This window comes from Erythrobacter mangrovi (assembly GCF_013260645.1).
In the GTDB taxonomy this organism is placed as follows: Bacteria; Pseudomonadota; Alphaproteobacteria; order Sphingomonadales; family Sphingomonadaceae; genus Qipengyuania; species Qipengyuania mangrovi.
The window spans coordinates 1,793,867-1,816,077 of the sequence record NZ_CP053921.1 but is presented as its reverse complement, the minus strand read 5'-3'; the positions used below and the strand labels follow the sequence as shown (position 1 = coordinate 1,816,077).

At 62.5% G+C, this 22,211-nt stretch carries 20 protein-coding genes; 10 read left to right on the top strand and 10 right to left on the bottom strand.

The annotated features are described in order from the left end of the window. Positions 1-4: 4 nt before the first annotated feature. The 4 genes from HQR01_RS09300 to HQR01_RS09285 all read right to left on the bottom strand — a co-directional run bounded on the left by HQR01_RS09300 (position 5) and on the right by HQR01_RS09285 (position 3,898). The gene (locus HQR01_RS09300) at positions 5-1,810 is read right to left on the bottom strand and encodes an acyl-CoA dehydrogenase C-terminal domain-containing protein (protein WP_173214567.1); all 1,806 of its coding nucleotides are present in this window, start codon (positions 1,808-1,810) and stop codon (positions 5-7) included. A gap of 47 nt (positions 1,811-1,857) precedes the next feature. Further along, complete coding sequence (locus tag HQR01_RS09295; protein WP_234030103.1) at positions 1,858-2,313, bottom strand: MerR family transcriptional regulator; 456 nt, start codon at positions 2,311-2,313, stop codon at positions 1,858-1,860. A gap of 31 nt (positions 2,314-2,344) precedes the next feature. After that, on the bottom strand, positions 2,345-2,677 hold the full coding sequence (gene hisI / locus HQR01_RS15250) for a phosphoribosyl-AMP cyclohydrolase (RefSeq protein ID WP_234030314.1): 333 nt from the start codon (positions 2,675-2,677) through the stop codon (positions 2,345-2,347). A gap of 393 nt (positions 2,678-3,070) precedes the next feature. Then, entirely contained in the window at positions 3,071-3,898 is an 828-nt protein-coding gene (locus HQR01_RS09285; protein WP_234030102.1) for a ComF family protein, read from the bottom strand. Positions 3,899-3,965: 67 nt separating this feature from the next. Here HQR01_RS09285 and HQR01_RS09280 point away from each other — a divergent pair, with 67 nt between their 5' ends. After that, complete coding sequence (locus HQR01_RS09280) at positions 3,966-4,655, top strand: methyltransferase domain-containing protein (RefSeq protein ID WP_325064496.1); 690 nt, start codon at positions 3,966-3,968, stop codon at positions 4,653-4,655. On the opposite strand, the gene ppdK is transcribed toward HQR01_RS09280, so the two are convergent. From ppdK to HQR01_RS09265, 3 genes are all read right to left on the bottom strand, one after another. Then, positions 4,652-7,315: a pyruvate, phosphate dikinase gene (ppdK, locus tag HQR01_RS09275; RefSeq protein ID WP_173214563.1), complete on the bottom strand. Its 2,664-nt coding sequence runs from the start codon at positions 7,313-7,315 to the stop codon at positions 4,652-4,654. The genes HQR01_RS09280 and ppdK overlap by 4 nt on opposite strands. Positions 7,316-7,447: 132 nt before the next feature. Then, a complete protein-coding gene (glyS, locus tag HQR01_RS09270; RefSeq protein ID WP_173214561.1) occupies positions 7,448-9,607 on the bottom strand; it encodes a glycine--tRNA ligase subunit beta in 2,160 nt (719 codons plus the stop codon). Beyond that, the gene (locus HQR01_RS09265; RefSeq protein WP_173214559.1) at positions 9,604-10,539 is read right to left on the bottom strand and encodes a glycine--tRNA ligase subunit alpha; all 936 of its coding nucleotides are present in this window, start codon (positions 10,537-10,539) and stop codon (positions 9,604-9,606) included. Before HQR01_RS09265 ends, glyS begins: the two co-directional genes overlap by 4 nt. Before the next feature lie 201 nt (positions 10,540-10,740). Between HQR01_RS09265 and HQR01_RS09260 the strand changes: the two genes are divergently transcribed. From HQR01_RS09260 to ychF, 7 genes are all read left to right on the top strand, one after another. Next, positions 10,741-11,670, top strand: coding sequence for a TraB/GumN family protein (locus tag HQR01_RS09260; RefSeq protein ID WP_173214557.1), 930 nt, complete (start codon positions 10,741-10,743; stop codon positions 11,668-11,670). A gap of 72 nt (positions 11,671-11,742) precedes the next feature. Next, positions 11,743-12,621 (top strand): TraB/GumN family protein, encoded by an 879-nt coding sequence (locus HQR01_RS09255; protein ID WP_173214555.1) that lies wholly within the window; start codon positions 11,743-11,745, stop codon positions 12,619-12,621. 126 nt (positions 12,622-12,747) lie between these two features. Continuing rightward, positions 12,748-13,434: a 50S ribosomal protein L25/general stress protein Ctc gene (locus tag HQR01_RS09250; RefSeq protein ID WP_173214553.1), complete on the top strand. Its 687-nt coding sequence runs from the start codon at positions 12,748-12,750 to the stop codon at positions 13,432-13,434. Between the two features lie 87 nt (positions 13,435-13,521). Next, entirely contained in the window at positions 13,522-14,091 is a 570-nt protein-coding gene (gene pth, locus HQR01_RS09245; protein WP_173214551.1) for an aminoacyl-tRNA hydrolase, read from the top strand. A gap of 4 nt (positions 14,092-14,095) precedes the next feature. Further along, on the top strand, positions 14,096-14,593 hold the full coding sequence (locus HQR01_RS09240; RefSeq protein ID WP_173214549.1) for a P-loop NTPase family protein: 498 nt from the start codon (positions 14,096-14,098) through the stop codon (positions 14,591-14,593). 87 nt (positions 14,594-14,680) lie between these two features. Further along, the gene (locus HQR01_RS09235) at positions 14,681-15,676 is read left to right on the top strand and encodes an SDR family oxidoreductase (protein WP_173214547.1); all 996 of its coding nucleotides are present in this window, start codon (positions 14,681-14,683) and stop codon (positions 15,674-15,676) included. A gap of 64 nt (positions 15,677-15,740) precedes the next feature. Next, positions 15,741-16,841 (top strand): redox-regulated ATPase YchF, encoded by a 1,101-nt coding sequence (gene ychF, locus HQR01_RS09230; protein WP_173214545.1) that lies wholly within the window; start codon positions 15,741-15,743, stop codon positions 16,839-16,841. A 30-nt stretch (positions 16,842-16,871) separates the two neighbouring features. Here the strand turns inward: ychF and HQR01_RS09225 are convergent, their stop codons facing one another. Next, entirely contained in the window at positions 16,872-17,885 is a 1,014-nt protein-coding gene (locus HQR01_RS09225; protein WP_173214544.1) for a DUF2167 domain-containing protein, read from the bottom strand. A 278-nt stretch (positions 17,886-18,163) separates the two neighbouring features. Between HQR01_RS09225 and HQR01_RS09220 the strand changes: the two genes are divergently transcribed. Next, complete coding sequence (locus tag HQR01_RS09220) at positions 18,164-19,375, top strand: alkaline phosphatase family protein (RefSeq protein WP_173214542.1); 1,212 nt, start codon at positions 18,164-18,166, stop codon at positions 19,373-19,375. Between the two features lie 46 nt (positions 19,376-19,421). After that, on the top strand, positions 19,422-19,886 hold the full coding sequence (locus tag HQR01_RS09215; protein WP_173214540.1) for a MaoC family dehydratase: 465 nt from the start codon (positions 19,422-19,424) through the stop codon (positions 19,884-19,886). A gap of 1 nt (position 19,887) precedes the next feature. Here the strand turns inward: HQR01_RS09215 and HQR01_RS09210 are convergent, their stop codons facing one another. Together HQR01_RS09210 and mutL are read right to left on the bottom strand one after the other, a co-directional pair. Then, complete coding sequence (locus tag HQR01_RS09210; protein ID WP_173214538.1) at positions 19,888-20,373, bottom strand: hypothetical protein; 486 nt, start codon at positions 20,371-20,373, stop codon at positions 19,888-19,890. After that, positions 20,373-22,175, bottom strand: a complete 1,803-nt coding sequence (mutL, locus tag HQR01_RS09205; RefSeq protein ID WP_173214536.1) for a DNA mismatch repair endonuclease MutL — start codon at positions 22,173-22,175, stop codon at positions 20,373-20,375. The genes HQR01_RS09210 and mutL overlap by 1 nt, the downstream gene beginning before the upstream one ends. Positions 22,176-22,211 lie beyond the last annotated feature (36 nt).

Below are 22,211 nucleotides of genomic sequence, written 5' to 3'. Positions count from 1 at the left end.
CCGCTCAGGCAGCTGTCGCGAACGCCTCTGCGCCCAGCGCCATCATGCTGTCCGATCCGGCTTCCAGCTTGCGGCGAAGCGCGCCGGTGTCGGGCAGGAAGCGGTCCATGTAATAACGCGCCGTAGCAAGCTTGGCTTCGTAGAACGCCTTGTCGTCGGTCCCGGCAGCCAACGCAGCCTGTGCAACATTGGCCATGCGCAGCCACATCCAGCCCAGTGAAACGATGCCCATGATGTGCATGTAGTGATGAGCACCCGCACCGAGATGGTTGGGGTTGGCCATCGCGTTCTGCATGAACCACATCGTCGCTGCCTGCTGTTGGCCGAGCGCCTTTTCCAGCGCCTCGGCGAGCGGTCCGAGCGTCTCGTCACCCTTCGCTGCAGCGATATCCTCGCCGATTGCCTTGAAATAGGCCTGGACAGCCGCGCCGCCATTCTGCGCCAGCTTGCGGCCACAAAGGTCCATGGCCTGCACGCCATTGGTACCTTCGTAGATCATCGCGATACGGGCATCGCGAACGAACTGGCTCATGCCCCATTCTTCGATGTAGCCGTGGCCGCCGAACACCTGCTGCATGTTGGTGGCGACATCGTAACCCTTGTCGGTGCCGTAACCCTTAATGACCGGGGTCAGCAGACCGATCATCGCATCGGCTTCCGCACGTTCTTCCTCGGTCTGCGCCTTGTGGCTGAGATCGACCAGCAACGCGCCCCACAGGCACAGCATGCGCATGCCTTCGGTAAAGGCCTTGGCGTCCATCAACATACGGCGAACGTCGGGGTGGACGAAGATAGGATCGGCCTGCGCCTGCGGATCGGCCGGGCCCGTAAGCGCCCTGCCCTGACGCCGGTCGAGCGCGTAAGCGACTGCGTTCTGGTACGATACCTCGGCCATGCTGAGGCCCTGGATACCGACGCCAAGCCGGGCGGCGTTCATCATGATGAACATGGCGGCGAGGCCCTTGTTTTCCTCGCCGACCAGCCAGCCCTTCGCTCCGTCATAGTTGAGGACGCAGGTCGAGTTGGCGTGGATGCCCATCTTGTGTTCGATCGAACCGCACATCACGCCATTGCGTTCGCCGAGTGACCCATCCTCGTTCACGAGGAACTTGGGCACGACGAACAGCGAGATCCCCTTAGTCGAATCAGGCGCCCCGGGGGTCTTGGCCAGAACCAGGTGGATGATGTTGTCGGCGAGGTCATGCTCACCGGCAGAGATGAAGATCTTGGTGCCCGTGATCGCATAGCTGCCGTCAGCCTGCGGCTCGGCGCGGGTCCGGATCATGCCGAGGTCCGTGCCGCAATGCGGCTCGGTCAGGTTCATGGTACCGGTCCACTCGTTGGAGATCATCTTGGGGAGATACTTCTCCTTCTGCTCCTGCGATCCCTTGGCGATCAGGGCCGACACTGCACCGTTGGTCAGGCCCGGATACATCCCGAAAGCCTGGTTCGAGCTGGAGATGAATTCCTCCATCACCATGCCGAGCAAGTGGGGAAGCCCCTGGCCGCCGAACTCCTCGGGAGCCGACAAGGTGCCCCAACCGGATTCGCGGAACTGGTCGAAAGCTTCCTTGAATCCCTTGGGTGTCGTCACCGAGCCATCGGGATGGCGCGTGCAGCCTTCCTGGTCGCCGGGCAAGTTGAGCGGCGCGAGAACCTCGGAACAGAACCTGCCGCCCTCGTTGATAACCGCGTCGGTCACATCCGTCGACGCCACCTCGAAACCGGGCAGATTGCCGTAACTGGCAAGATCCAGAACCTCGTTGACGATGAAACGGGTATCGCGGGTCGGCGCGGTATAGGTCGGCATTTTGGGTTCCTTGACAGGGTTTTAGTTGCGGCGTTCCGCCGGGGGATTCAGTCGAGTTGGGATTCGACGATGCCGATGAATTCCGTCAGTTCCTTGATCGAACTGTCGATGTCGGCGCGTTGTTCCTTGAGCTTGGCGATATGCGCCCTGCACTTCTCGATGGTGACGCGGCGCTGTTCCTGGCGCCCGTCGCCGAGGTCATAAAGATCGATCATCTCGCGGATTTCGGTCAGCGAGAATCCGACATTCTTTGCCCGCATGATCCAGGCAAGCCGGGCCCGATCGCGTTTGGAGTAGATCCTGGTCAGGCCGATCCGGGACGGCGCGATCAGCCCTTCGTCCTCGTAAAAACGAAGCGCGCGGGCGGTGCAGCCGAATTCGCTGGTGAGATCCGAGATGGAGAACTGGTCACGGTCGAGCTCGTCCGGGCGATCAAGGTGCGCACCCGCATGGCGACGGTCGGGGTCGAACGACATGGCTTCCTTGGCAAGCGGCTGGTTCATACCGCTATCTAGTCGCACGTTTACGTAAGCGTCAAGTCTTGACGCGCTGGAGAACGCCGTCGTCGAGTACGCGGTAGAAACAACTTGCGGCGCCGGTATGGCAGGTCGGCCCGGCCGGCGTGCAGCGCAGGACCAGAGCATCCTGATCGCAGTCGACCAGCATCTCGTTCACTTCGAGCACATGCCCCGACGACTCGCCCTTTTTCCACAGGCGACCTCTCGACCGGGAGTGAAAATGGGCCTGGCCAGTCTTGCGAGTCGCTTCCAGTGCTTCCTCGTCCATGAAGGCGACCATCAGCACGGCGCCGGATGCCGCGTCGACCACGACCGCGGTGAGCAAACCGTGATCATCGAACTTCGGCATGAAGATGCTGCCGTTTTCCCGCTCCTGAGTGGTCGACACCGGGGCTCCATTCCTTCCGAACTTGTAGGATCGCGACGATCTTGTTGCAGGATAACCACAAACCGCTCGCAAAATGAAGCGCTTGTGTAAATGGTTATTCCAAGAAGGGGCATCATGGGGAACATTCCCAATGCAGGTTGAAAAGCCTGCCCACCGGAGCATCGGTGCCAATAGAGCGCCAGGTTCATGGGGGTACCGGATCCGCTGCCGTGTTGAGGGTTTGCACGGCGCATCCGGCAACGATGAGGGATGGATCGAGGTGCTGGCTGGGGGGCTGCACCGTAGTCGCAAGACCGGTCCGGTAAATTTCGTCACGTGGCGCCCGGGTCCGTAAGGTCCCGGGCGTTTCGTTTGCTAGCCCTTGCTTCCGCGGGCCGTATCGAGCGCTTCATCCAGAACCCGGGCAAAGCAGGCGATCGTCACCCGGGTCGCGCCGGCCCGCTTGAGCGCTGCGACGCAGGCAGAACTGGTCGCACCGCTGGTCAGCACATCATCGACGAGGATTATCTCGGCTCCCTTGATGCGCTCCTTGGCACTGCCCCGCACAGCTAGCGCGCCAGCAAGCACCTTCGCTCGTTCGCGCTTGCCAAGACCACCCAGTGTCGGAGTCGACCTGGTCCGCACAAGCGCATCGACCAGCACGATCCCGTGGCCGAATCGGCCGAGTTCGCGGGCCAGCAGGCCGGCCTGATTGTAGCCACGTGACCACAATCTGCGGCGATGCAACGGCACCGGTACGATTAGTCGCCGCGGATTTGCAGTAGGCAATCGCGCTGCGATGAGACGGGCGAGCATGGGGGCAAGCGCGATCCTGCCGCCGTGCTTGAGTGCAAGGACGAGCTTGCGTGAGGTCTCAGTATATAGCGTCCCGGCAGCGATGCCATCGTGTACCGGACGGGTAGCAAGGCATGGCCCACAGAGGGCCGAGCCATCCGACGACGCGGAAGCGAATGGACGCTGGCAGGCGGCGCAGCACGGCTCGGACGGGATCACGAGATCGTCCCAGCATTGGGCGCAGAGCCCGCCCTGCTCGCCAACGCCGGCACCGCAGGCGGGGCAGCGTGGCGGATAGATGAAATCGACAATCGGGGCGAGTGCATCGGCGATGACGCGGCTTGTCGACATGTGCGCATGCTGGCGTGGTTGCGCTGCGCGCGCAAGCGCGGCAGGGCGACGGGCCATGCCAAGCGTTTCTCCTCCCCAGATTTTCTCCCGGCGTCGTCGCATTGCGGGACTCCGCCGAGCGTTGGTGCGCCAGTCCCAACGCGATGCAGCGCGCTACCTCATCGCCGAAATGGTCGAGGATGTTCTCGACCGACTCGAGTTCATGCGTCTTGCGCCAAAGCGGGTTCTCGTGATCGGTGACTGGACCGGTACCTTGGCGCTCTCGCTAAATGGCAGCGGCGTGATGATCGCGGAACGCGATGTAGCGTCTCTTGATGAGGAACAGCCAATCCCCGACGGGCCATTCGACCTGATCGTCAGCCTGTCCTCACTCGATCGGGTCAACGACCTACCCGGTGCGCTGCTCCATATCCGCAATGCATTGTCGGACGAAGGCATCTTCATCGGCAGTTTGATCGCTGCCGGAAGCCTCGCCAACCTTCGTCGGGCAATGATCGCCGCGGAGCCCGACCGGCCGGCAGCGCGCATGCATCCACTGGTCGATAATCGCGCGGCGAGCGCCCTGCTACAGCGTGCCCTGTTCAAGCGCCAGGTGGTCGACGGGCGGACGCTATCGGTGTCATACAGTTCGCTCGACAGGCTGGTGTCCGACCTGCGCGACCAAGGGCTGGCCAACGTGCTGGCAAAACCGGGACCCGCTTTGGGCAAGGCCGCTCTGGAGCGGGCCCGCCAAGCCTTCCTCTCAACTGCAGACGAGCATGATAGAGTTCTCGAAGACTTCGAGATACTCACACTAACTAGCTGGAAAAACTAACGTAAACTGGCCTGCGCCGCCGCCAATCGCGCGATCGGAACGCGGTATGGCGAGGCGCTGACGTAGTCGAGCCCGGTCTTGTCGCAGAACGCGATACTTGCCGGGTCGCCGCCGTGTTCGCCGCAAATGCCCAGCTTGATCGCAGGCCGCGTCGCCCGTCCCCGCTCCGTCGCGATCTCTACCAGCTGGCCGACACCTTCGACATCGAGGCTGACGAAGGGATCGCGCGCGAAGATGCCCTTCTCGACATAGGTGGTCAGGAACCGTCCCGCATCATCGCGGCTGACGCCCAGCGTGGTCTGCGTTAGGTCGTTGGTGCCGAAGCTGAAGAACTCGCCGACCTCGGCGATCTCGCCCGCCATCAGCGCGGCGCGCGGTAGCTCGATCATGGTACCCACGAGATAGTCGATGGTCGTGCCATTCGCAGCGAACACTTCTTGCGCCACGCGGTCGACCACCGCCTTGAGCAGTTCCAGCTCGCGCTTGGTCGCCACCAGCGGGATCATTACCTCCGGAATTGGCGCTTCGCCTGATGCCTTGGCAACTTCGCAAGCAGCTTCGAAGATCGCGCGCGCCTGCATTTCGTAGATCTCGGGATAGGTGATGCCCAAGCGACAGCCGCGGTGGCCCAGCATGGGGTTGAACTCGTGCAACTCCCCTGCCCTGCGGCGCAACTGTTCGACCGGGCGACCGGTGGCTTCCGCCAGCTCGACGAAGTCGCCATCCTCATGCGGCAGGAACTCGTGCAACGGCGGATCGAGCAGGCGGATGGTGCACGGCAGGCCCGTCATCACCTCGAATATCTTGACGAAATCGCCGCGTTGCTCGGGCAAGAGCTTGTCGAGCGCCGCACGGCGACCGGCCTCGTTCTCGGCCAGGATCATCTGCCGCACCAGGCTGATGCGGTCGGCATCGAAGAACATATGCTCGGTGCGGCACAGGCCAATGCCCTCAGCCCCGAACTGGCGCGCCATGCGGCAGTCGGCTTCAGTCTCAGCATTGGTGCGGACCTTCATCCGGCGATGCTTGTCGGCCCATTCCATCAGCGTGCCGAAGTCACCGGCGAGCTCAGGTTCGATGGTCGCGACTTCGCCCGCCATGACCTGCCCGTTCGAGCCGTCAATGGTGATCGTATCGCCTTCCTTGAGTTCTCGATTGCCGATCGTCAGTGTGCGGCCTTCGCGCGCGATGGAAACTTGCGATGCGCCCGAAACGCAGGGACGGCCCATGCCGCGCGCGACCACGGCCGCGTGGCTGGTCATCCCGCCCCGCGCGGTGAGGATGCCCGCGGCGGCATGCATGCCATGGATATCTTCCGGCGAAGTCTCGACCCGCACCAATATGACTTTCTCGCCACGATTGACCCAGATTTCCGCCGTATCGGCATCGAGCACGATCTTGCCGCTGGCAGCGCCGGGCGATGCAGGCAGGCCGCTGGTCAGCACATCGCGCGGGGCATCGGGGTCAAGCGTCGGGTGGAGCAACTGGTCGAGCGCCATCGGGTCCACCCGCAGGATCGCCGTCTTCTCGTCGATCAGACCTTCGCCGACCATGTCGACTGCCAGCTTGAGTGCCGCCTTGGCGGTGCGCTTGCCGCTACGCGTCTGAAGCAGCCACAGCTTGCCCTGCTGCACGGTGAACTCGATGTCCTGCATGTCGCGGTAGTGCCGCTCGAGCAGGTCGAACAGGTGGGCCAGTTCGGCATAGGCTTCGGGCATGGCTTCTTCCATGCTCAGCGGCTTGGCACCCGCAGCCTCGCGCGCGGCCTTGGTCAGGTACTGCGGCGTACGGATACCGGCGACGACATCCTCGCCCTGCGCATTGACCAGCCATTCGCCGTAATAGGCCTTTTCGCCGGTCGACGGATCGCGGGTGAAGGCGACGCCGGTGGCGCTGGTGTCGCCCATATTGCCGAACACCATCGCCTGCACATTGACCGCCGTGCCCATGTGATGCGGAATGTCGTTGAGGCGGCGGTAAACCTTGGCGCGGTCGCTGTCCCAGCTGTCGAAAACGGCGCGGATCGCGCCCCACAGCTGTTCCTGAGGGTCCTGCGGGAACGGTGCGTCGAGCTCTTCGACCACGATGCGCTTGTATTCCGCGACCAGCGCCTTCCAGTCATCGGCCGACATCTCGGTGTCGGCGTAATAATCGTTGTCCTCCTTGGCGATTTCGAGCGCTTCCTCGAACAGGCCATGGTCGAGGCCAAGCACGACATCGGAGTACATCTGGATGAAGCGGCGATAGCTGTCCCAGGCGAACCGTTCATCGCCCGACGCGCTGGCCAGCCCTTCAACCGTCTCGTCATTGAGCCCGAGGTTAAGAACGGTATCCATCATACCCGGCATGGAAACCGCCGCGCCAGAACGGACCGAGACCAGCAGCGGATCGGCCTTGTCGCCAAATCCCTTGCCGACCGTGCGTTCGACATGGGCGAGCGCTTCAGCAACCTGGCGACGCAAATCATCCGAGAAATCCGCGCCTTCGTTGAGGTATTTGAGGCACTCTTCGGTCGCGATCGTGAAACCGGGAGGGACCGGCAGGCCGATGCTGGCCATCTCGGCCAGGTTCGCGCCCTTGCCGCCGGTGACGGTCTTGTCCTTCTGCCGTGCATTCGAATGCGGAGCATTCCCGCCGAAGGTGAAGACCGTTTCCGACATGGGATTTCCTCTTAAAGCGACAAAGGCGACTTGGTGTCGCCTTCGGTTTTAGACCATCAACGCGTTGTTTTCCGGCACCTTGTAGGCCTTTCGGTCCACCAAAGGCGACAGGGACACCCTTCGCCGGAAAATCTACCCCTCGATGCGCGAGAAGTCCGCGACTTTGTGCACTGCAGCACGGAACCGCGCAAGCTGATCGAGCCGGTTTGCGCGCTTGTTTTCTTCAGGCGCATTTACCGTCACTTCATCGAAGAAGCGATCGATCGGCGCACGCAGCGACGCGAGCGCGGCCATGGCAGCGCCAAAATCCTCGGCGGCGATAGCCTTGGCGGCCTGCGGTTCGGCTGTGGCGATAGCGTCCATCAGCGCCTTCTCCGCCGGTTCGGGCGAGTAGGAAAGCTCCGCCGCATGACGCTCGGTCATTTTTGCGTCGATCACGGCCTTCATGTCGGGATCGTCGACCTGGCTCAGCGGGTCTTCCTCGCCGGTCCGGGCGATCTCGCCCTCGATGCCGTGCCAGTCCTCTTTCTTGAGGATATTGGCCGCGCGCTTGTATCCGGCGAGGAGGTTGGTGCCGTCGTCGGTACCAAGGAAGCCGGTCAGCGCTCGCGCCCGCGCCTCAACCCGATCGACGCGCATGTCGATGCGGCCCCGCCATGCCCGCGACGCGAGGATGTAGTCGTGACGCACGCCCTCATCGCGAAGTTGCACAGCAAGTCGATCGAGCAGGAAATCTGCCAGTTTTTCCGCGAGCGCGGGGATCGGCTTGCTCGCCCAAGCATGGACGACCTCGTTGAGCTCGAGCTTCAGATTGTTCGCCTGAACAAGACGTAGATATCCCAGCGCCGCGCGGCGCAGAGCGAAGGGATCCTTCGATCCCGTCGGCAGGATGTCGATCTTGAAAAAGCTCAACAGGTTGTCGAGCTTGTCGGCAAGGCTCACTGCCACCGTTGTCGGCGCAGTGGGAACCTCGTCATTTGCACCGACCGGTTTGTAGTGGTCGCGGATTGCGTCGGCGACTTCGTCGGGGAGTCCTTCAGCGCGGGCGTAATATCCGCCCATCAGGCCTTGGAGCTCAGGGAACTCGCCAACCATTTCAGTCACGAGGTCCGCCTTCGACAGCTCAGCCGCCATACGCGCCAACTTGTGGTCGCCATTGGGAGCCTTGGCATCGAAGACCAGCCAGTCCGCCAACTTGGCAACACGATCGACCTTGTCGTCGAGCGTCCCGAGCTTCTCATGGAAGGTAATGCGCGAGAGCTTGCGGGCCTGCTGCGCAAGCGGAGTCTTGCGATCCTGCTCCCAGAAGAACCGCGCGTCGCTGAGACGCGCCGCAAGCACCTTGCGGTTGCCGTCGACGATCGCCGTACCGCCATCGGCCGCCGCGATATTGGCGGTGCAGACGAAGGCATTGGCGAGCTTGCCCTGTGCATCCTCGCAGACGAAATACTTCTGGTTCACGCGCGCCGTCAGCTGGATCACCTCGGGCGGCACGTCGAGGAATGCCTCGTCGAAACGGCCGAGCAGTGGCACGGGCCACTCGGTGAGGCCGGCGTTCTCGATCACCAGGCCCTCGTCCTCGACCAGCTTGAGGCCGGCTTCGGATGCAACCTGCGCGGCGCGGGCGCGGATCATGTCCTGCCGCTCATTGTGATCGACGATCACATGGCCTGCGCGCAGCTTCATCGCATAGTCGTCGGCATTGCCGATCGTGATGTCGCCCGAATGATGGAAACGGTGACCGTGGGTCACGGATCCGCTGGCAACGCCGTGCACTTCGCATTCGATCACATGATCGCCAAGCAGCGCGACGATGCCCGACAGTGGGCGAACCCAGCGCAGGCTCTCGGTCGAGAGCGAGGCCGCTCCCCAGCGCATCGACTTGGGCCAGCTGAAATCGCGAATGATGGCCGGGATCGCCCCGGCCAGGACGTCCCTGGTCGCCCTGCCCGGCTTTTCGATTACGGCGAACCAGGTGTTGCGGCCCTTCATGTCGCGCAATTCAAGCTGGTCGCGGGTCACGCCGTTCTTGCGGCAGAATCCGTCGATCGCGGCATCGGGCGCGCCTTCAGGTGGGCCCTTGGCTTCTTCGCTGACCGCCTCGGTGGCTTCGGGCAGGCTGCGCGCAATCAATGCGAGACGACGCGGGGTCGACCAGACCGTAATCACGCCAACCGCAACGCCGGCGGCTTCCATCTCGCGACGGAACAGCTTTTCGAGTTCGTCGCGCGCACCCGCCTGCATCCGGGCCGGGATCTCTTCGCTGCGCAGTTCGAGGAGGAAGTCGCTCATTTCGACCACTCCGGATATTTCTCGGCCCATTGGGGCGCTTCCTTGGCCATGTAGGCTTCGCAGCTACCGCGCGCGAGGTCGCGGACGCGGCCCATGTAGCTGGCGCGTTCCTGCACGCTGATCACGCCGCGCGCCTGCAGCAGGTTGAAGATGTGGCTCGCCTCGACCGCCTGCTCATAGGCGGCGATGGGTACCTCTGCCGCGAGCGCATTCTTGCACTCGGCCTCGGCCTTGTTGAACAGGTCGAACAGAGCGTCGGTTTCGGCGACTTCGAAGTTCCACTTCGACATCTGCTTCTCGTTTTCGAGGAAGACGTCGCCGTAGGTCACGAGTCTTTCGCGTCCTACCGCTTCGCTACTTGAGGACGTGCCGCCGTTGAAATTGAGGTCATAGACGTTGTCGACGCCCTGGATGTACATCGCCAGGCGCTCGAGCCCGTAGGTCAGCTCGCCTGCCACCGGCTTGCAGTCGAAGCCGCCCATCTGTTGGAAATAGGTGAACTGGGTCACTTCCATCCCGTCGCACCAGACTTCCCAGCCCAGGCCCCAGGCGCCCAGCGTCGGGCTTTCCCAGTCATCCTCGACGAAGCGGATATCGTGCTTGAGCGGATCGATGCCGATCACCCGCAGGCTTTCCAGGTAGAGGTCCTGGATATCCGCCGGGCTCGGTTTCAGGATCACCTGGTATTGGTAATAGTGCTGCAGGCGATTGGGGTTTTCGCCATAGCGACCGTCGGTCGGGCGACGGCAAGGCTGGACGAAAGCCGCGTTCCACGGCTCCGGCCCCAGCGCGCGCAGCGTGGTCGCAGTGTGGAAGGTCCCCGCCCCCATGCGCATGTCGTAAGGCTGGAGGATAAGGCAGCCCTGCGCGCTCCAGAAATCGTGGAGTGCGAGGATCATGTCCTGGAATGACTTCGAAGGGTCACGGTTCATGGCGCTGCGCCATGGCTTAGCAGCCAAAAAGCGTCAATGCCGCAAAGCGGTGTAGCGACGCCTTCGACACGCATCGGCGGCATCCGGCGTCCCCAATCGCTTGTGGAGTAGCAGGGGGCTTGATTGCAGGCTACGGGACAACAATTGGTATAGACGATCCGGAATCATCACGGCCCAAGTGTCACAATGAAGAAGCCATCAATGAGCCTCAGAACCAAACTTTCCCTCTTCCTGGCGGCCCCCATTTCGCTGGCATTGCAGGGTTGCACCGCAGCGCATGCGGAGCCTGCCTTGCAGCCTGCGGCGGCTGCGCCAGTAGCCGAAGCCCGTTCGGGACCGGCCCTGTGGCAGGTCGCCGACGAGGACACGACGATCTACCTGTTCGGGACCGTCCACGCGCTTCCCACCGCGGTTGAATGGTACACTGGATCCATTGCCACTGCGCTTGCCAGCTCAGACACGCTGGTGACCGAGATTCCGCCGGATGCGACCAATGACCCTGCCTCGCAGCAAATGGTGGTCAGCAAGGCCGTGCTGCCCGCGGAGAAGTCCCTGCGCGATATCCTGCCTCAGGATGACCGCGTCGCTTACGAGGGCGCGCTGACCACGATTGGCGTGCCGGTCAACGCCTTCGACCGCTTCGAACCCTGGTTCGCCGGCATGACCCTGTCGATCCTGCCGTTGATGAAGAATGGCTGGACCGCCGATAGCGGTGTCGAGCACGTGATCGACGTCAAGGCCGGGGAAGAGAAGCAGCGGGCTTCGCTGGAGACGATCGATTACCAGATCGGCCTGTTCGACGAGCTGCCGCTCAAATCGCAGATCGCCTTCCTGATGGCTTCGGCCACCAATATCGATGGTATCGTTCCGATGATGGACCGGATGGTCGCCTACTGGATGGCTGGCGATGCCGACGGTCTCGCCACGCTCATGAACGAGAGCCTCAGCGATCCCACGCTCGCGCAGACCTTGTTGTACGATCGCAATGCCAATTGGGCCGATTGGATCGAGAAGCGCCTCGACGCTCCCGGCACCGTCTTCATCGCGGTTGGCGCCGGGCATCTTGCCGGCGACAAGAGCGTGCAGGACTTCCTGGAAGCGCGTTCGATCCCGGTAACGCGGCTGCAATAGCGGCTGTCCCTTGGTCGGCCATCTGACGATGCATGCTTGCAATGGCCGTCCGCTGCGTCAGGGAGACGCGCAATGAAGCGTCTCCTTTCCTGTCTTGCGATCGCCCTTGCCCTGACCGCCTGCCAACCCCGCGCGGACGAGTCTGCGGGGCCCAAGACATATCCGGCCCTGTGGGAGATAACCGGACCGGATGGCCAGGTGGAAGGATGGCTGTTCGGCACGATCCACGCGCTGCCGGACGACGTCGAGTGGCAATCGCCCAAGCTGACAAAGGCGATGGGCGATGCCGATATGCTGGTAGTCGAAGTGGCCAACCTCGACGATGGCGCAGCGCTATCCAAGCTGTTCGAGGACATGGCCTTCGACACTCCAGGCGGTCCTATCCGCCAGAGGATCGTGCCCGATCTGCACGAAGAGTTCGACAAGCTGCTTGTCGAGGCGCGTGTCAGAAGCAGTTATTTCGACCCGATGGAAAGCTGGGCGGCGGCGCTCGCTCTGGCCCAGGTTGCGCAGGATGGAGAATCAGAGAACGGCGTCGACCGTGCGCTCATTGATGATTTCAAAGGCCGCGAGATTGTTGAGCTGGAAGGTGCCAAGGCGCAGTTGTCGATCTTCGATAGCTTGCCGGAGAAGGAACAACGTGACCTGCTCAACGCAGTCTTGAGCGAAGCAGCGGAGTATGGAGATCAGAGCGCCCGCCTTGCGAGCGTATGGAGCAGCGGCGATCTGGATGAGCTGACCAGGGTTTCCCAGCGCGGCATTCTTTCCGACAAGGAGCTCAAGCAGGCACTGCTTGTTGACCGAAACGCGGCCTGGACCGCCCAGCTCGAAAACCTCTTCTCGGCGAATGAGCGCCCGCTGGTGGCGGTGGGCGCCGGACATCTATTGGGGCCAGAGGGTTTGCCGGCGCAGCTGGAGAAGATCGGGTACGTCGTCCGCCGGATCGAATAGGCTCGGCAATGGCCTTGCACCTTGCGTTTCACGGAAAGCCCGCTATAGGCGCGCCCTTCGGCGTCATGGTCATCCCTGGAGGCGTGGCGGACCGAAGTACCCAAATGCATTCGAAAGGTATGTGACATGAGCGACGCTCTGACCCTGCCGGCCGAGGCGCGCGAACGGGCTGGCAAGGGAGCCTCCCGTCAACTGCGCCGTGAAGGCCGTGTCCCCGCCGTGATCTACGGCGGCAAGGAAGAACCCACACTGATCCACGTGGAAGCCAAGGAGCTGATCCGCCAGCTCGGCTCCGGCCACTTCATGAATTCGATCGTCACGATCGAGATCGGTGGCAAGTCCGTCCGCGCGCTTCCCAAGGACGTCGCCGTACATCCCGTGACCGACCGCCCCGAACACGTCGACTTTCTCCGCATGACCAAGGGCGGGAAGATCGAAGTGCAGGTTCCGGTGGTCTTCGCCAACGAAGAAATGAGCCCGGGCCTCAAGAAGGGCGGCGTGCTCAACATCGTTCGCCACGAACTCGACCTGGTCTGCGAAAACGACAAGATCCCGAGCGAGATCGTCATCGACGTGACCGGCAAGGACGTTGGCGATTCGATCCACATCAGCGAAGTTACGCTGCCCGCTGGTTCGGAAAGCGCGATCACCGACCGCGATTTCACCATCGCGACGCTGGTTGCACCTTCGGCCCTGAAGAAAGCCGAAGGCGACACCTCGAGCGCCGACGCTGCCGAAGTTCCGGCGAGCGAGCAGGACGCTGAAGAGAGCGCCGAAGAAGAAACCACCGAGGAAGAGGGCAGCGCGGAGTAATCCCCTACCCATCCAGGTGTTACGAAGCGCCGGTCCCGCAAGGGGCCGGCGTTTTGCATTTATGCGAGCGGCAGCTAGAGGGCGCACATGCAGATCTGGACAGGCCTTGGAAATCCCGGACCGCAATATGCGCTCCACCGACACAACGTCGGCTTCATGGCCTGCGACGTGATTGCGGAGATGCACGGTTTCGGCCCGATTCAGAAGAAATTCTCAGGCTGGGTGCAGGAGGGGCGGATCGGCAATGAAAAGATCCTGCTGCTCAAACCGGCAACCTATATGAACGAGAGTGGCCGATCGGTCGCCGAAGCACTGCGGTTCTACAAGCTGGACGTGGAGGCGCTGACCGTGTTCCACGACGAGCTCGACCTCGCGCCGTTCAAGGTCAAGGTCCGTACCGGCGGTGGGCTGGCTGGGCACAACGGGCTGAGGAGCATCAACCAGCACCTTGGCCCGGATTTTCGGCGGGTGCGCATCGGCATTGGCCATCCGGGTCACAAGGACCGCGTGCACGGGCATGTCCTGGGCAACTACGCCAAGGCGGAGATGGACGATCTTGCCGCCATGCTCGGAGCCATCGCCGCAGAAGCCGAATGGCTCGCCAGGGGTGACGACGCCCGCTTCATGAGCGATATGGCTCTGCGTCTCCAGGACTAGCCGCATGCAAAGGGTCCTCGTCGTCGGCCCATGCGGAGCAGGCAAATCGACGCTCGCGATGGAGCTAGCGGAGAAGCTCGCCCTCCCCTTGTTCCATCTCGACAAGCTCAATTGGCAGCCGGGCTGGATCGAGTCCCCGCGTGAGGAACTGGTCGAGCGGATCGAGGGCGTGATTTCGGCGGAGCGCTGGCTCCTCGAAGGAACCTATGGGAGTACTCTCGCCCAGCGCCTGCCGCGTGCGGATACGGTGGTCTATCTCGACTATCCTATCTCACTCTGCCTTTGGCGCTTGGTGAAGCGCATCTGGCACTGGCGGGGGCGCTCGCGGCCCGACATGACCGAAGGCTGCGAAGAACGCTTCAACCTGGCCTTCTTCTTCTACGTAGTGAGCTGGCGCTGGGGCCCGGGCAAGCGCCTCGAGGCAAGGTTGGCGCCCTTCGCCAACAAGGTCATCCGCCTCAAAAGCCCGGCTGCAACTCGCCGTTGGCTAAGCGCTCTCTAGAGCGACAAGGTCACCGACCTCAGCGACACACCGATGCTGGCGCAATGCGCGCTTTCAGGTCATCATGACCCGGAAGGAGAGACAGCCATGCCCAAAGTTACTCGCCGCGCAATCCTCGCCGCAGCCGCAGCCAGCGGGGCGGCTGCCCTCGCCGGTCGACCGGCTCTCGCTGGCGATGAGCAGGCTTCAGCGGACCTGTCTGGCAAGGCAATCCTGATCACCGGATGCTCATCTGGTTTCGGGCGCCTCTCTGCCGAGCTTTTTGCACGCAGCGGAGCAAAGGTCTTTGCGACCATGCGCAACGTACCACGTGCCGAAGCCGATGAGCTTCGCCAGCTGGCAAGCGATGAAAAGCTCGATCTCCACGTGATCGAAATCGATGTGCTAGACGATGCCATGGTCGTTGCCGGTGTAGCCGAGGCGGAGCGGATTGCCGGGCGCGGGCTCGACGTGCTGGTCAACAATGCCGGTATCGGTATCACCGGCCCGGTCGAGGTGCAGGACATGGAGGCGACAAAGCTGGCCTTCGACACCAACGTCTTCGGCTACCAGCGCCTTGCACGTGCCGTGTTGCCGGGCATGCGCGCCCGCAAGCAAGGGCACATATTCGCCATTTCGAGCCAGCTCGGACGGGTCATGATTCCCTATGCCGGGCACTATTCGGCAACCAAGTTCGCGCTTGAGGCAATGTTCGAGCAGCTCGCCTACGAACTCGTTCCGCACAATATCGGTGTGACAGTGATCGAACCAGGTGGTTATCCGACCAAGGTCTGGGTCAACCGCAATCGCTACTCCGGACAGCTCAGGGACCGAGCTGATCCGATCCACAAGGACGGCTATCCGCAGGCAGTCGCAGCGATGGGGCGTGAGGACGGTTCAGGGCGCAGTGCCGATCCGATGGATGTCCCCCGCGCCATGGCCAATGTGTTGGCTATGCCAAAAGGGCAGCGCCCCGTGCGCCTCCCGGTTAGCGGCGGAAGCATCCCGCAGGCCGCGATCAACGAGGTCTGCGCCCGAACGCAGGTCGACTGGTTAGGTGGTTCACCGTTCGGCCCAATGATCCGCGCAGTGCACAATGTCTGACACGCTGGCATTTGGCGCACGGCGCGGCTAAGGGCGCCGCCACACCTTATTTCCGGAGTTATCGATGGGTTTCCGCTGCGGGATCGTCGGCCTGCCGAATGTCGGCAAGTCCACCCTGTTCAATGCACTGACCGAGACGCAGGCCGCGCAGGCCGCAAACTATCCGTTCTGCACGATTGAGCCGAACGTGGGCCAGGTCGCCGTCCCCGACGAGCGGCTCGACAAGATCGCGGCGATCGGGAAGTCGGCCAAGATCGTGCCGACGCAGCTCGCCTTCGTCGATATCGCGGGGCTGGTGAAAGGTGCGAGCAAGGGCGAAGGCCTGGGCAACCAGTTCCTTGGCAATATCCGCGAGGTTGATGCCATCGTCCACGTGTTGCGCTGCTTCGAGGATGACGACATCCAACATGTGGCCAACAAGGTCGATCCGATCGCTGATGCCGAGGTGGTGGAGACCGAGCTGATGCTCTCCGACCTAGAAAGCCTCGAGAAGCGCGTCCCTGCTGCGGCCAAGCGCGCCACTGGCGGCGACAAGGAAGCCAAGCTGATGGCGTCGGTACTCGGTCAGGCGCTCGACCTGTTGCGCGAAGGAAAGCCCGCCCGCCTCACCGAACCCAAGGATGAGGAGGAAGCGCGCGTCTTTCGCCAGGCGCAGCTGCTCACGGCCAAGCCGGTACTCTATGTCTGCAACGTCGCAGAAGAAGACGCCGCCAACGGCAATGCCCTTTCGGAGCTGGTTTTCACCAAGGCCGCTGCCGAAGGTGCCGAGGCGGTGGTGGTTTCTGCCGCGATCGAGAGCGAGCTTGTCGCCATGCCGGCCGAAGATCGTGCCGAATACCTCGCCGAACTGGGTCTTAGCGAAAGTGGCCTGAGCCGGGTGATCCGCGCCGGCTACAAGCTGCTCGGCCTCAAGACGTTCTTCACTGTCGGCCCCAAGGAAGCCCGCGCCTGGACTTTCCCCTCAGGTGCCAAGGCCCCGCAGGCGGCAGGTGAAATCCATACCGACTTCGAACGCGGCTTCATCCGCGCGGAGACGATCGCCTATGACGACTACGTGACCTTGGGCGGCGAGAGTGGTGCCAAGGAAGCCGGCAAGCTGCGCCAGGAAGGCAAGGAATATGTCGTCCAGGACGGCGACGTGATGTTGTTCAAGTTCAACGTCTAGGCACCGTCCTGATCGCAGCCTGATTCCGTTTCACCGGGCAGGCGGATCCTCTGCTGAACCTGCCGCCAGGGTTTCTGGTGTGCGAAGCCTCCGCTTCGTTCCTCCGCTTGGCTCGGCCGTGCCAACGTACTCATCGCCTTGCTGCCTGCCGAACAGAGCCATCACCCGCTTGCGGAAGACACCGAACGCCACGACGATCACCACAAGGAGAGGCTTGAGGAACTTCAGCAAGAGGGCAAAGATGCCGAGCTTCTTTGCGGCCGCGACGCCCGCCCCGGCCGCAATCAAGCCCCCGATGCCGAAGCCTGCTTCCTCGTCGGTCGCCGGATCGAAGTCTTCATATCGTGCGCCGGCAGTGAAGCTCGCGCGTTTTGCGAGAGCGTTGGCAGCAATCTGCACGGTGGGCAGGTCTTTCATAGTCGAGACGAGATTCATGCTCAGCACGCCGTACCGACCCAGTGTCCGCAAGTCGTAGTTGAGCGCGTGCTCACCCGGACTGCTAGAGAACACCAGGTCCTCGGCCCAGACGACCGAATGCGATTTGGAATCGTAGACAGGACGCGTGGCCCAACCGACCAGCTTGATCGACTCGAACCCCGCGTCGATGCGGGCCTCATTATTCTCGTCAGTCGCCTCCTGCAGCTCTTCGAGTAGTTCGTCATAATCGACGTTGGCGGCGTCGTCGTCTGATACATAGCCAACCTCTTCGAAGGTGATCACTGCACCCCAACTATCGGAGAACGGAGTCGACCACTTTGGCATCACGAGACCGAGCACGCCTTCTGCAGTCTCAGGGGGATTCCCCCAGGCCTCGGTCAGGATCTTCCAGGCATCGTCTTCCCCGTAGAACACGTAGGCGTCGCCAAGATCGAGCTGTGCATTCGCGGCGTCGATCTTGACCCTCCCGGAACGTGGCGAGAGATCATCCAGCCAGGCGACCATTTCAGGTGTCAGCTCGTCGTCTGCCACGGGACTTTGGGCCCATGTGGGCACCGCCAGCGTCGCCGCAACGACGGTCATCAATATCTTCAGCAGACTTCGCATTGGCGACTCCCTTTGTCGGTCACTTCGCTCTCTTCGCGCATCAACGAGTGAAAGCGCCCAGCGGAAACGATTTGCGATGACCAGAAAGTCTTGATTATTTGTTATTACTTAGGTCGAGATTGTATTAGCGCTACCTAGTTTTACAGTCTTGGTGACCGCTTACTTTGGAAGGCGGCGTCTACGGCCGGTCCACAGAGGTTTCGCCGTTTGTCGAACGGCATCGTAAATTTCCCGATTCCTGTCTCGCCATTGTAGCCCGTCGGGACTAACGGGCTCCCATGCGTTATCTCATTGCCCTGTTCACGGCCCTTTGGCTGTCTGCTGTTCCGGCCCATGCCGAAGAAGCAGATCGTCCAGTCACGATCCTGATCTCGATCGACGGCTTCCGCGCCGACTATCTCGACAGGGGGATCACTCCCACCCTCAGCGCACTTGCGGCCGAGGGGGCGACCGGGCCGATGCGACCGAGCTTCCCGACCAAGACATTCCCCAATCACTACACCGTGGTGACCGGCTTGCGGCCCGACCGCAACGGCATCTCCGGCAACAACATGATCGACCCGCGACGCCCGGGGCAGATGTTCAGCCTCAGCGACGCCCGGCAGGCGCTCGACCCGTTCTGGTGGAGCCAGGCCGAGCCGATCTGGATAACCGCAGAGCGCGCCGGAATCCGCACGGCGACGATGTTCTGGCCCGGGAGTGAAGTGCCCTTCGAGGGGATCCGACCGAGTGACTGGCTGCGCTTCGACCAGAACATCAGCAATGCACAACGCGTCAGGACGGTCATCGATTGGTTGCGTCGGCCAGAAGCAACGCGGCCAGCTCTCGTCACTCTCTATTTCGACACCGTCGACACCTCCGGCCACCGCTTCGGTCCCGACAGCGATGAGGTCAACGCGGCCATTGCCGAAGTCGATGCGCGGATCGGCGATCTTGTGAGCGAACTGACGGGGCTGGGCCTGTCGCCAAACTTCGTGATCGTTGCCGACCATGGCATGCGCCAAACCGACGGATCGCGGGTGATCCAGCTCGACGACTTCATCGATCGCGAGAGCTATATCGCGGTAGAAGTCGGGCCCTACGCCGCGATCGAACCGGTCACGGGGACCGATAGCCGAGTTGCCGACGCCTTGCTCGTCCCGCATGAGCATATGGATTGCGCGCGCAAGGAAGACCTCCCTGCCCGGCTGCACTACGGCACAAACCCCCGCGTTGCGGCCATCGTCTGCATAGCGGAGAATGGCTGGACCATCCTGGCCGGCCCTCCGCGCTACCCCGTGGCAGGCGGCGCGCATGGCTATGACAATGCCGACCCACAGATGCTGGCGCTGTTCATCGCCAGTGGTCCCGCCTTTTCCAGCGGCGTGAAACTTCCGGTTTTCGACAATGTCGATATCGCGCCACTACTGCGCGAAGTACTCGGTTTACCGCAGAACCCCAACCTCGACGGGACGCTGGACCCGGTGCAGCCTGCGCTTGCCGGGGGTTAAGGATTTGCCCATTGCCTGATTTTCAGGCCTGCGCCATCGATCCTGCATGAAGTACTTCGAAGACATCGAGATTGGTGTGGTGCAATCCTTCGGTCACTATGAGGTGACGCGCGAAGAAGTGATGGAATTTGCAGGCAAATACGATCCGCAGCCGTTCCATCTGGATGACGAGGCAGCGGCTCAGACCCATTTCGGGAGGCTGTCGGCAAGCGGGTGGCACACCTGTGCGATGACCATGTCGATGATGGTCGCGAACATGAATGTCGAGAAATCTGCCGGCCTGGGCTCGCCGGGCGTCGACAACCTGCGTTGGGTAAAACCGGTCTATCCGGGCGATACGCTGCGTTGTGAAAGCCAGGTTCTGGAGAAGCGCCGCAGTCGCTCGCGCCCCGAGATGGGCATCTTCAAGGTCCGCCACCGCACTTTCAACCAGAATGACGAGCTGGTTCTCGACATGGTCAGCAACGGGCTGATCCGTGTCCGCAAACCCGAGGCCCCGATCGAGGACTAGGTTAGGCCCCGCATTGGGCAATGCCCTGCGCTTGATACACGACGCGCTCCTTGCTGTCGGTGACGGACAGCGATGCGGGGAAGTTGATCGTTTCCTCGCCTGATACTTCCCCATCCACTTCGCTGAGCGTCAGCACAAAGGCATAGTCGCGGCCATCATATTGGGCGTGCGCTAGATATGGCAATTCCTTGCTGCCCTTGTCGGCGGCAAAGCGCAGGATCTCTCCATCACGCTTCATGTAGCCTTCTTCCGCCATGGCCAGCGCAACCGCACCCAGGCCACCACCATCGGGCACAAAGCTGCAGCCCGCCCCGTATAGGCTGTTCTTCTCGATATCGGGATAGAGAATCGCTTGGGGTCCGAATGCCTGGGCCGGCGCTTCCTGTGCCTTCTCCACTTCGGCTACCGCAGCGCGGCGCTCTTCCTCCGTCGGCTTGTCAGAGCAGGCACCCAGGATCAGCAGAGACAGAAAGAGGAACCTGCGCATCAATGCCTCCCGAACAGCTTCTCGACATCGTCCATCGACAGCTTGACCCATGTCGGACGCCCGTGATTGCATTGGCCTGAACGCGGGGTTCGCTCCATCTCGCGCAGGAGCGCATTCATTTCGTCGACCCGCAGCGGGCGCCCCGCCCTGACCGAACCGTGACAGGCCATGGTCGCAAGCACGAGGTCGAGCTTCTCCCCAAGCAGCAGCGCTTCGCCATTGAGCGCCAGATCGTCATCAATGTCGCGCAACAGCTTTTCCGGATCGGTCTTGGCGATGGCATGCGGGAGCGCACGCACGAGCATCGCGGCGGGACCGAAGCGCTCAATTACCAGACCGAGTTCGGCCAACTTGGGTGCGGCTTCCTCAAGCCGATCGCAGGAAGGTTCGTCCATCTCGACGACATCGGGAATGAGCAGCGCCTGTTCACGCCTGACAGCTTCGTCCGCACCCGCTGCACGCAGGCGTTCAAGCACCAGCCTCTCGTGTGCCGCATGCTGGTCGACGAGGATCAAGCCGTCCTTCGCTTCCGCAACGATATAGGTGTTCGCAACCTGTCCTCGTGCAATACCGAGCGGGAAATCCTGATCCTCTTCGGAGATCGGTGTTGCCTCCTCCGCCCTTCCCCGCGGTGACGCCATTACCTCGGCTTCGACCCCGCGCCACGCGGCGTTGGCCTCGGCTACCCGCGCCTGCGGCTGCGACCAGTCGCGTCCGGCAAAGATCGATCGAAGAGCCGGAGCGGGCTCCTCACGCAGGGGCTCGGCTTGCCATCGTCCCATTGCCGCAGCGTCCGGTGCCTGGGCGCTGCGCTGGTCCCCTGTTGCAAGAGCCTGCCTGAGGCCCGAAACGATGAATCCACGCACGGCCTGCGCATCACGAAACCGCACTTCGGTCTTGGCCGGATGGACGTTTACATCCACATCTTCGGGCGGCAGTTCGAGGAACAGTGCCAGGACCGCATGCCGGTCCCGCGCCAGCATATCTGCATAGGCCCCACGCACGGCACCGGTGAGCAGCCGATCCTTCACCGGGCGACCATTGACGAACAGATACTGGTGATCGGCTACCCCGCGATTGTAGGTTGGCAGGCCGGCAATGCCCGTCAGCCGCATAGGACCCCGGTCCAGTTCTATCGCGACGCCATTGTCCTTGAGTTCACGCGCAACGATCTGCGCCACACGGTTCGCCAGCCCTTCGCCACCCTGGAGACCCAGGATCCTGCGATCACCATGGTCGAGCGTTATCGCGACGTCCGGCCGCGCCATGGCAAGTCGCCGCACGACATCAAGGCAGGCGGCATACTCACTCCGCTCGCTACGCAAGAACTTGCGTCGGGCGGGAACCTTGCCGAACAGGTCTTCAACCCGGACCCGCGTGCCGGGAGGCAGGGCTGCCGGCCCCTCCCCGACCAGTTCACCGTGATCGACCGTTCGCCGCCATCCTTGTTCAGCACCGTGCGGCCGGCTTTCTAGGGTGAAGCGCGCAACGCTTGCGATGCTGGGCAGCGCCTCGCCACGAAAACCCAGCGTCACCACCTGCTCGATCGCTTCATCCGGCAACTTGGAGGTGGCGTGCCGTTCCAGCGCCAGAGCCATGTCATCAGGCGTCATACCACAGCCGTCATCGGTCACTTCGAGGCTTGTCAGCCCGCCGCCGACCAGCTTCACCGCGATCCGGTTTGCCCCTGCATCGATCGCATTCTCGACCAGTTCCTTGAGCGCGGAAGATGGGCGTTCGACTACCTCGCCCGCCGCGATGCGGTTGACCAAGTTCTCGGGAAGGCGGCGGATTTGTACCATCGGGGCGCAAGGTAGCGACGAAATGCCGCAAAGCCG

Bases quoted from the DNA above. Each gene is read 5' to 3' on its own strand.
- HQR01_RS09300 (WP_173214567.1), bottom strand. From the start codon at position 1,810: ATGCCGACCTATACCGCGCCGACCCGCGATACCCGTTTCATCGTCAAC.
- HQR01_RS09295 (WP_234030103.1), bottom strand. From the start codon at position 2,313: ATGAACCAGCCGCTTGCCAAGGAAGCCATGTCGTTCGACCCCGACCGT.
- hisI (WP_234030314.1), bottom strand. From the start codon at position 2,677: ATGCCGAAGTTCGATGATCACGGTTTGCTCACCGCGGTCGTGGTCGAC.
- HQR01_RS09285 (WP_234030102.1), bottom strand. From the start codon at position 3,898: ATGGCCCGTCGCCCTGCCGCGCTTGCGCGCGCAGCGCAACCACGCCAG.
- ppdK (WP_173214563.1), bottom strand. From the start codon at position 7,315: ATGTCGGAAACGGTCTTCACCTTCGGCGGGAATGCTCCGCATTCGAAT.
- glyS (WP_173214561.1), bottom strand. From the start codon at position 9,607: ATGAGCGACTTCCTCCTCGAACTGCGCAGCGAAGAGATCCCGGCCCGG.
- HQR01_RS09265 (WP_173214559.1), bottom strand. From the start codon at position 10,539: ATGAACCGTGACCCTTCGAAGTCATTCCAGGACATGATCCTCGCACTC.
- HQR01_RS09260 (WP_173214557.1), top strand. From the start codon at position 10,741: ATGAGCCTCAGAACCAAACTTTCCCTCTTCCTGGCGGCCCCCATTTCG.
- HQR01_RS09255 (WP_173214555.1), top strand. From the start codon at position 11,743: ATGAAGCGTCTCCTTTCCTGTCTTGCGATCGCCCTTGCCCTGACCGCC.
- HQR01_RS09250 (WP_173214553.1), top strand. From the start codon at position 12,748: ATGAGCGACGCTCTGACCCTGCCGGCCGAGGCGCGCGAACGGGCTGGC.
- pth (WP_173214551.1), top strand. From the start codon at position 13,522: ATGCAGATCTGGACAGGCCTTGGAAATCCCGGACCGCAATATGCGCTC.
- HQR01_RS09240 (WP_173214549.1), top strand. From the start codon at position 14,096: ATGCAAAGGGTCCTCGTCGTCGGCCCATGCGGAGCAGGCAAATCGACG.
- HQR01_RS09235 (WP_173214547.1), top strand. From the start codon at position 14,681: ATGCCCAAAGTTACTCGCCGCGCAATCCTCGCCGCAGCCGCAGCCAGC.
- ychF (WP_173214545.1), top strand. From the start codon at position 15,741: ATGGGTTTCCGCTGCGGGATCGTCGGCCTGCCGAATGTCGGCAAGTCC.
- HQR01_RS09225 (WP_173214544.1), bottom strand. From the start codon at position 17,885: ATGCGAAGTCTGCTGAAGATATTGATGACCGTCGTTGCGGCGACGCTG.
- HQR01_RS09220 (WP_173214542.1), top strand. From the start codon at position 18,164: ATGCGTTATCTCATTGCCCTGTTCACGGCCCTTTGGCTGTCTGCTGTT.
- HQR01_RS09215 (WP_173214540.1), top strand. From the start codon at position 19,422: ATGAAGTACTTCGAAGACATCGAGATTGGTGTGGTGCAATCCTTCGGT.
- HQR01_RS09210 (WP_173214538.1), bottom strand. From the start codon at position 20,373: ATGCGCAGGTTCCTCTTTCTGTCTCTGCTGATCCTGGGTGCCTGCTCT.
- mutL (WP_173214536.1), bottom strand. From the start codon at position 22,175: ATGGTACAAATCCGCCGCCTTCCCGAGAACTTGGTCAACCGCATCGCG.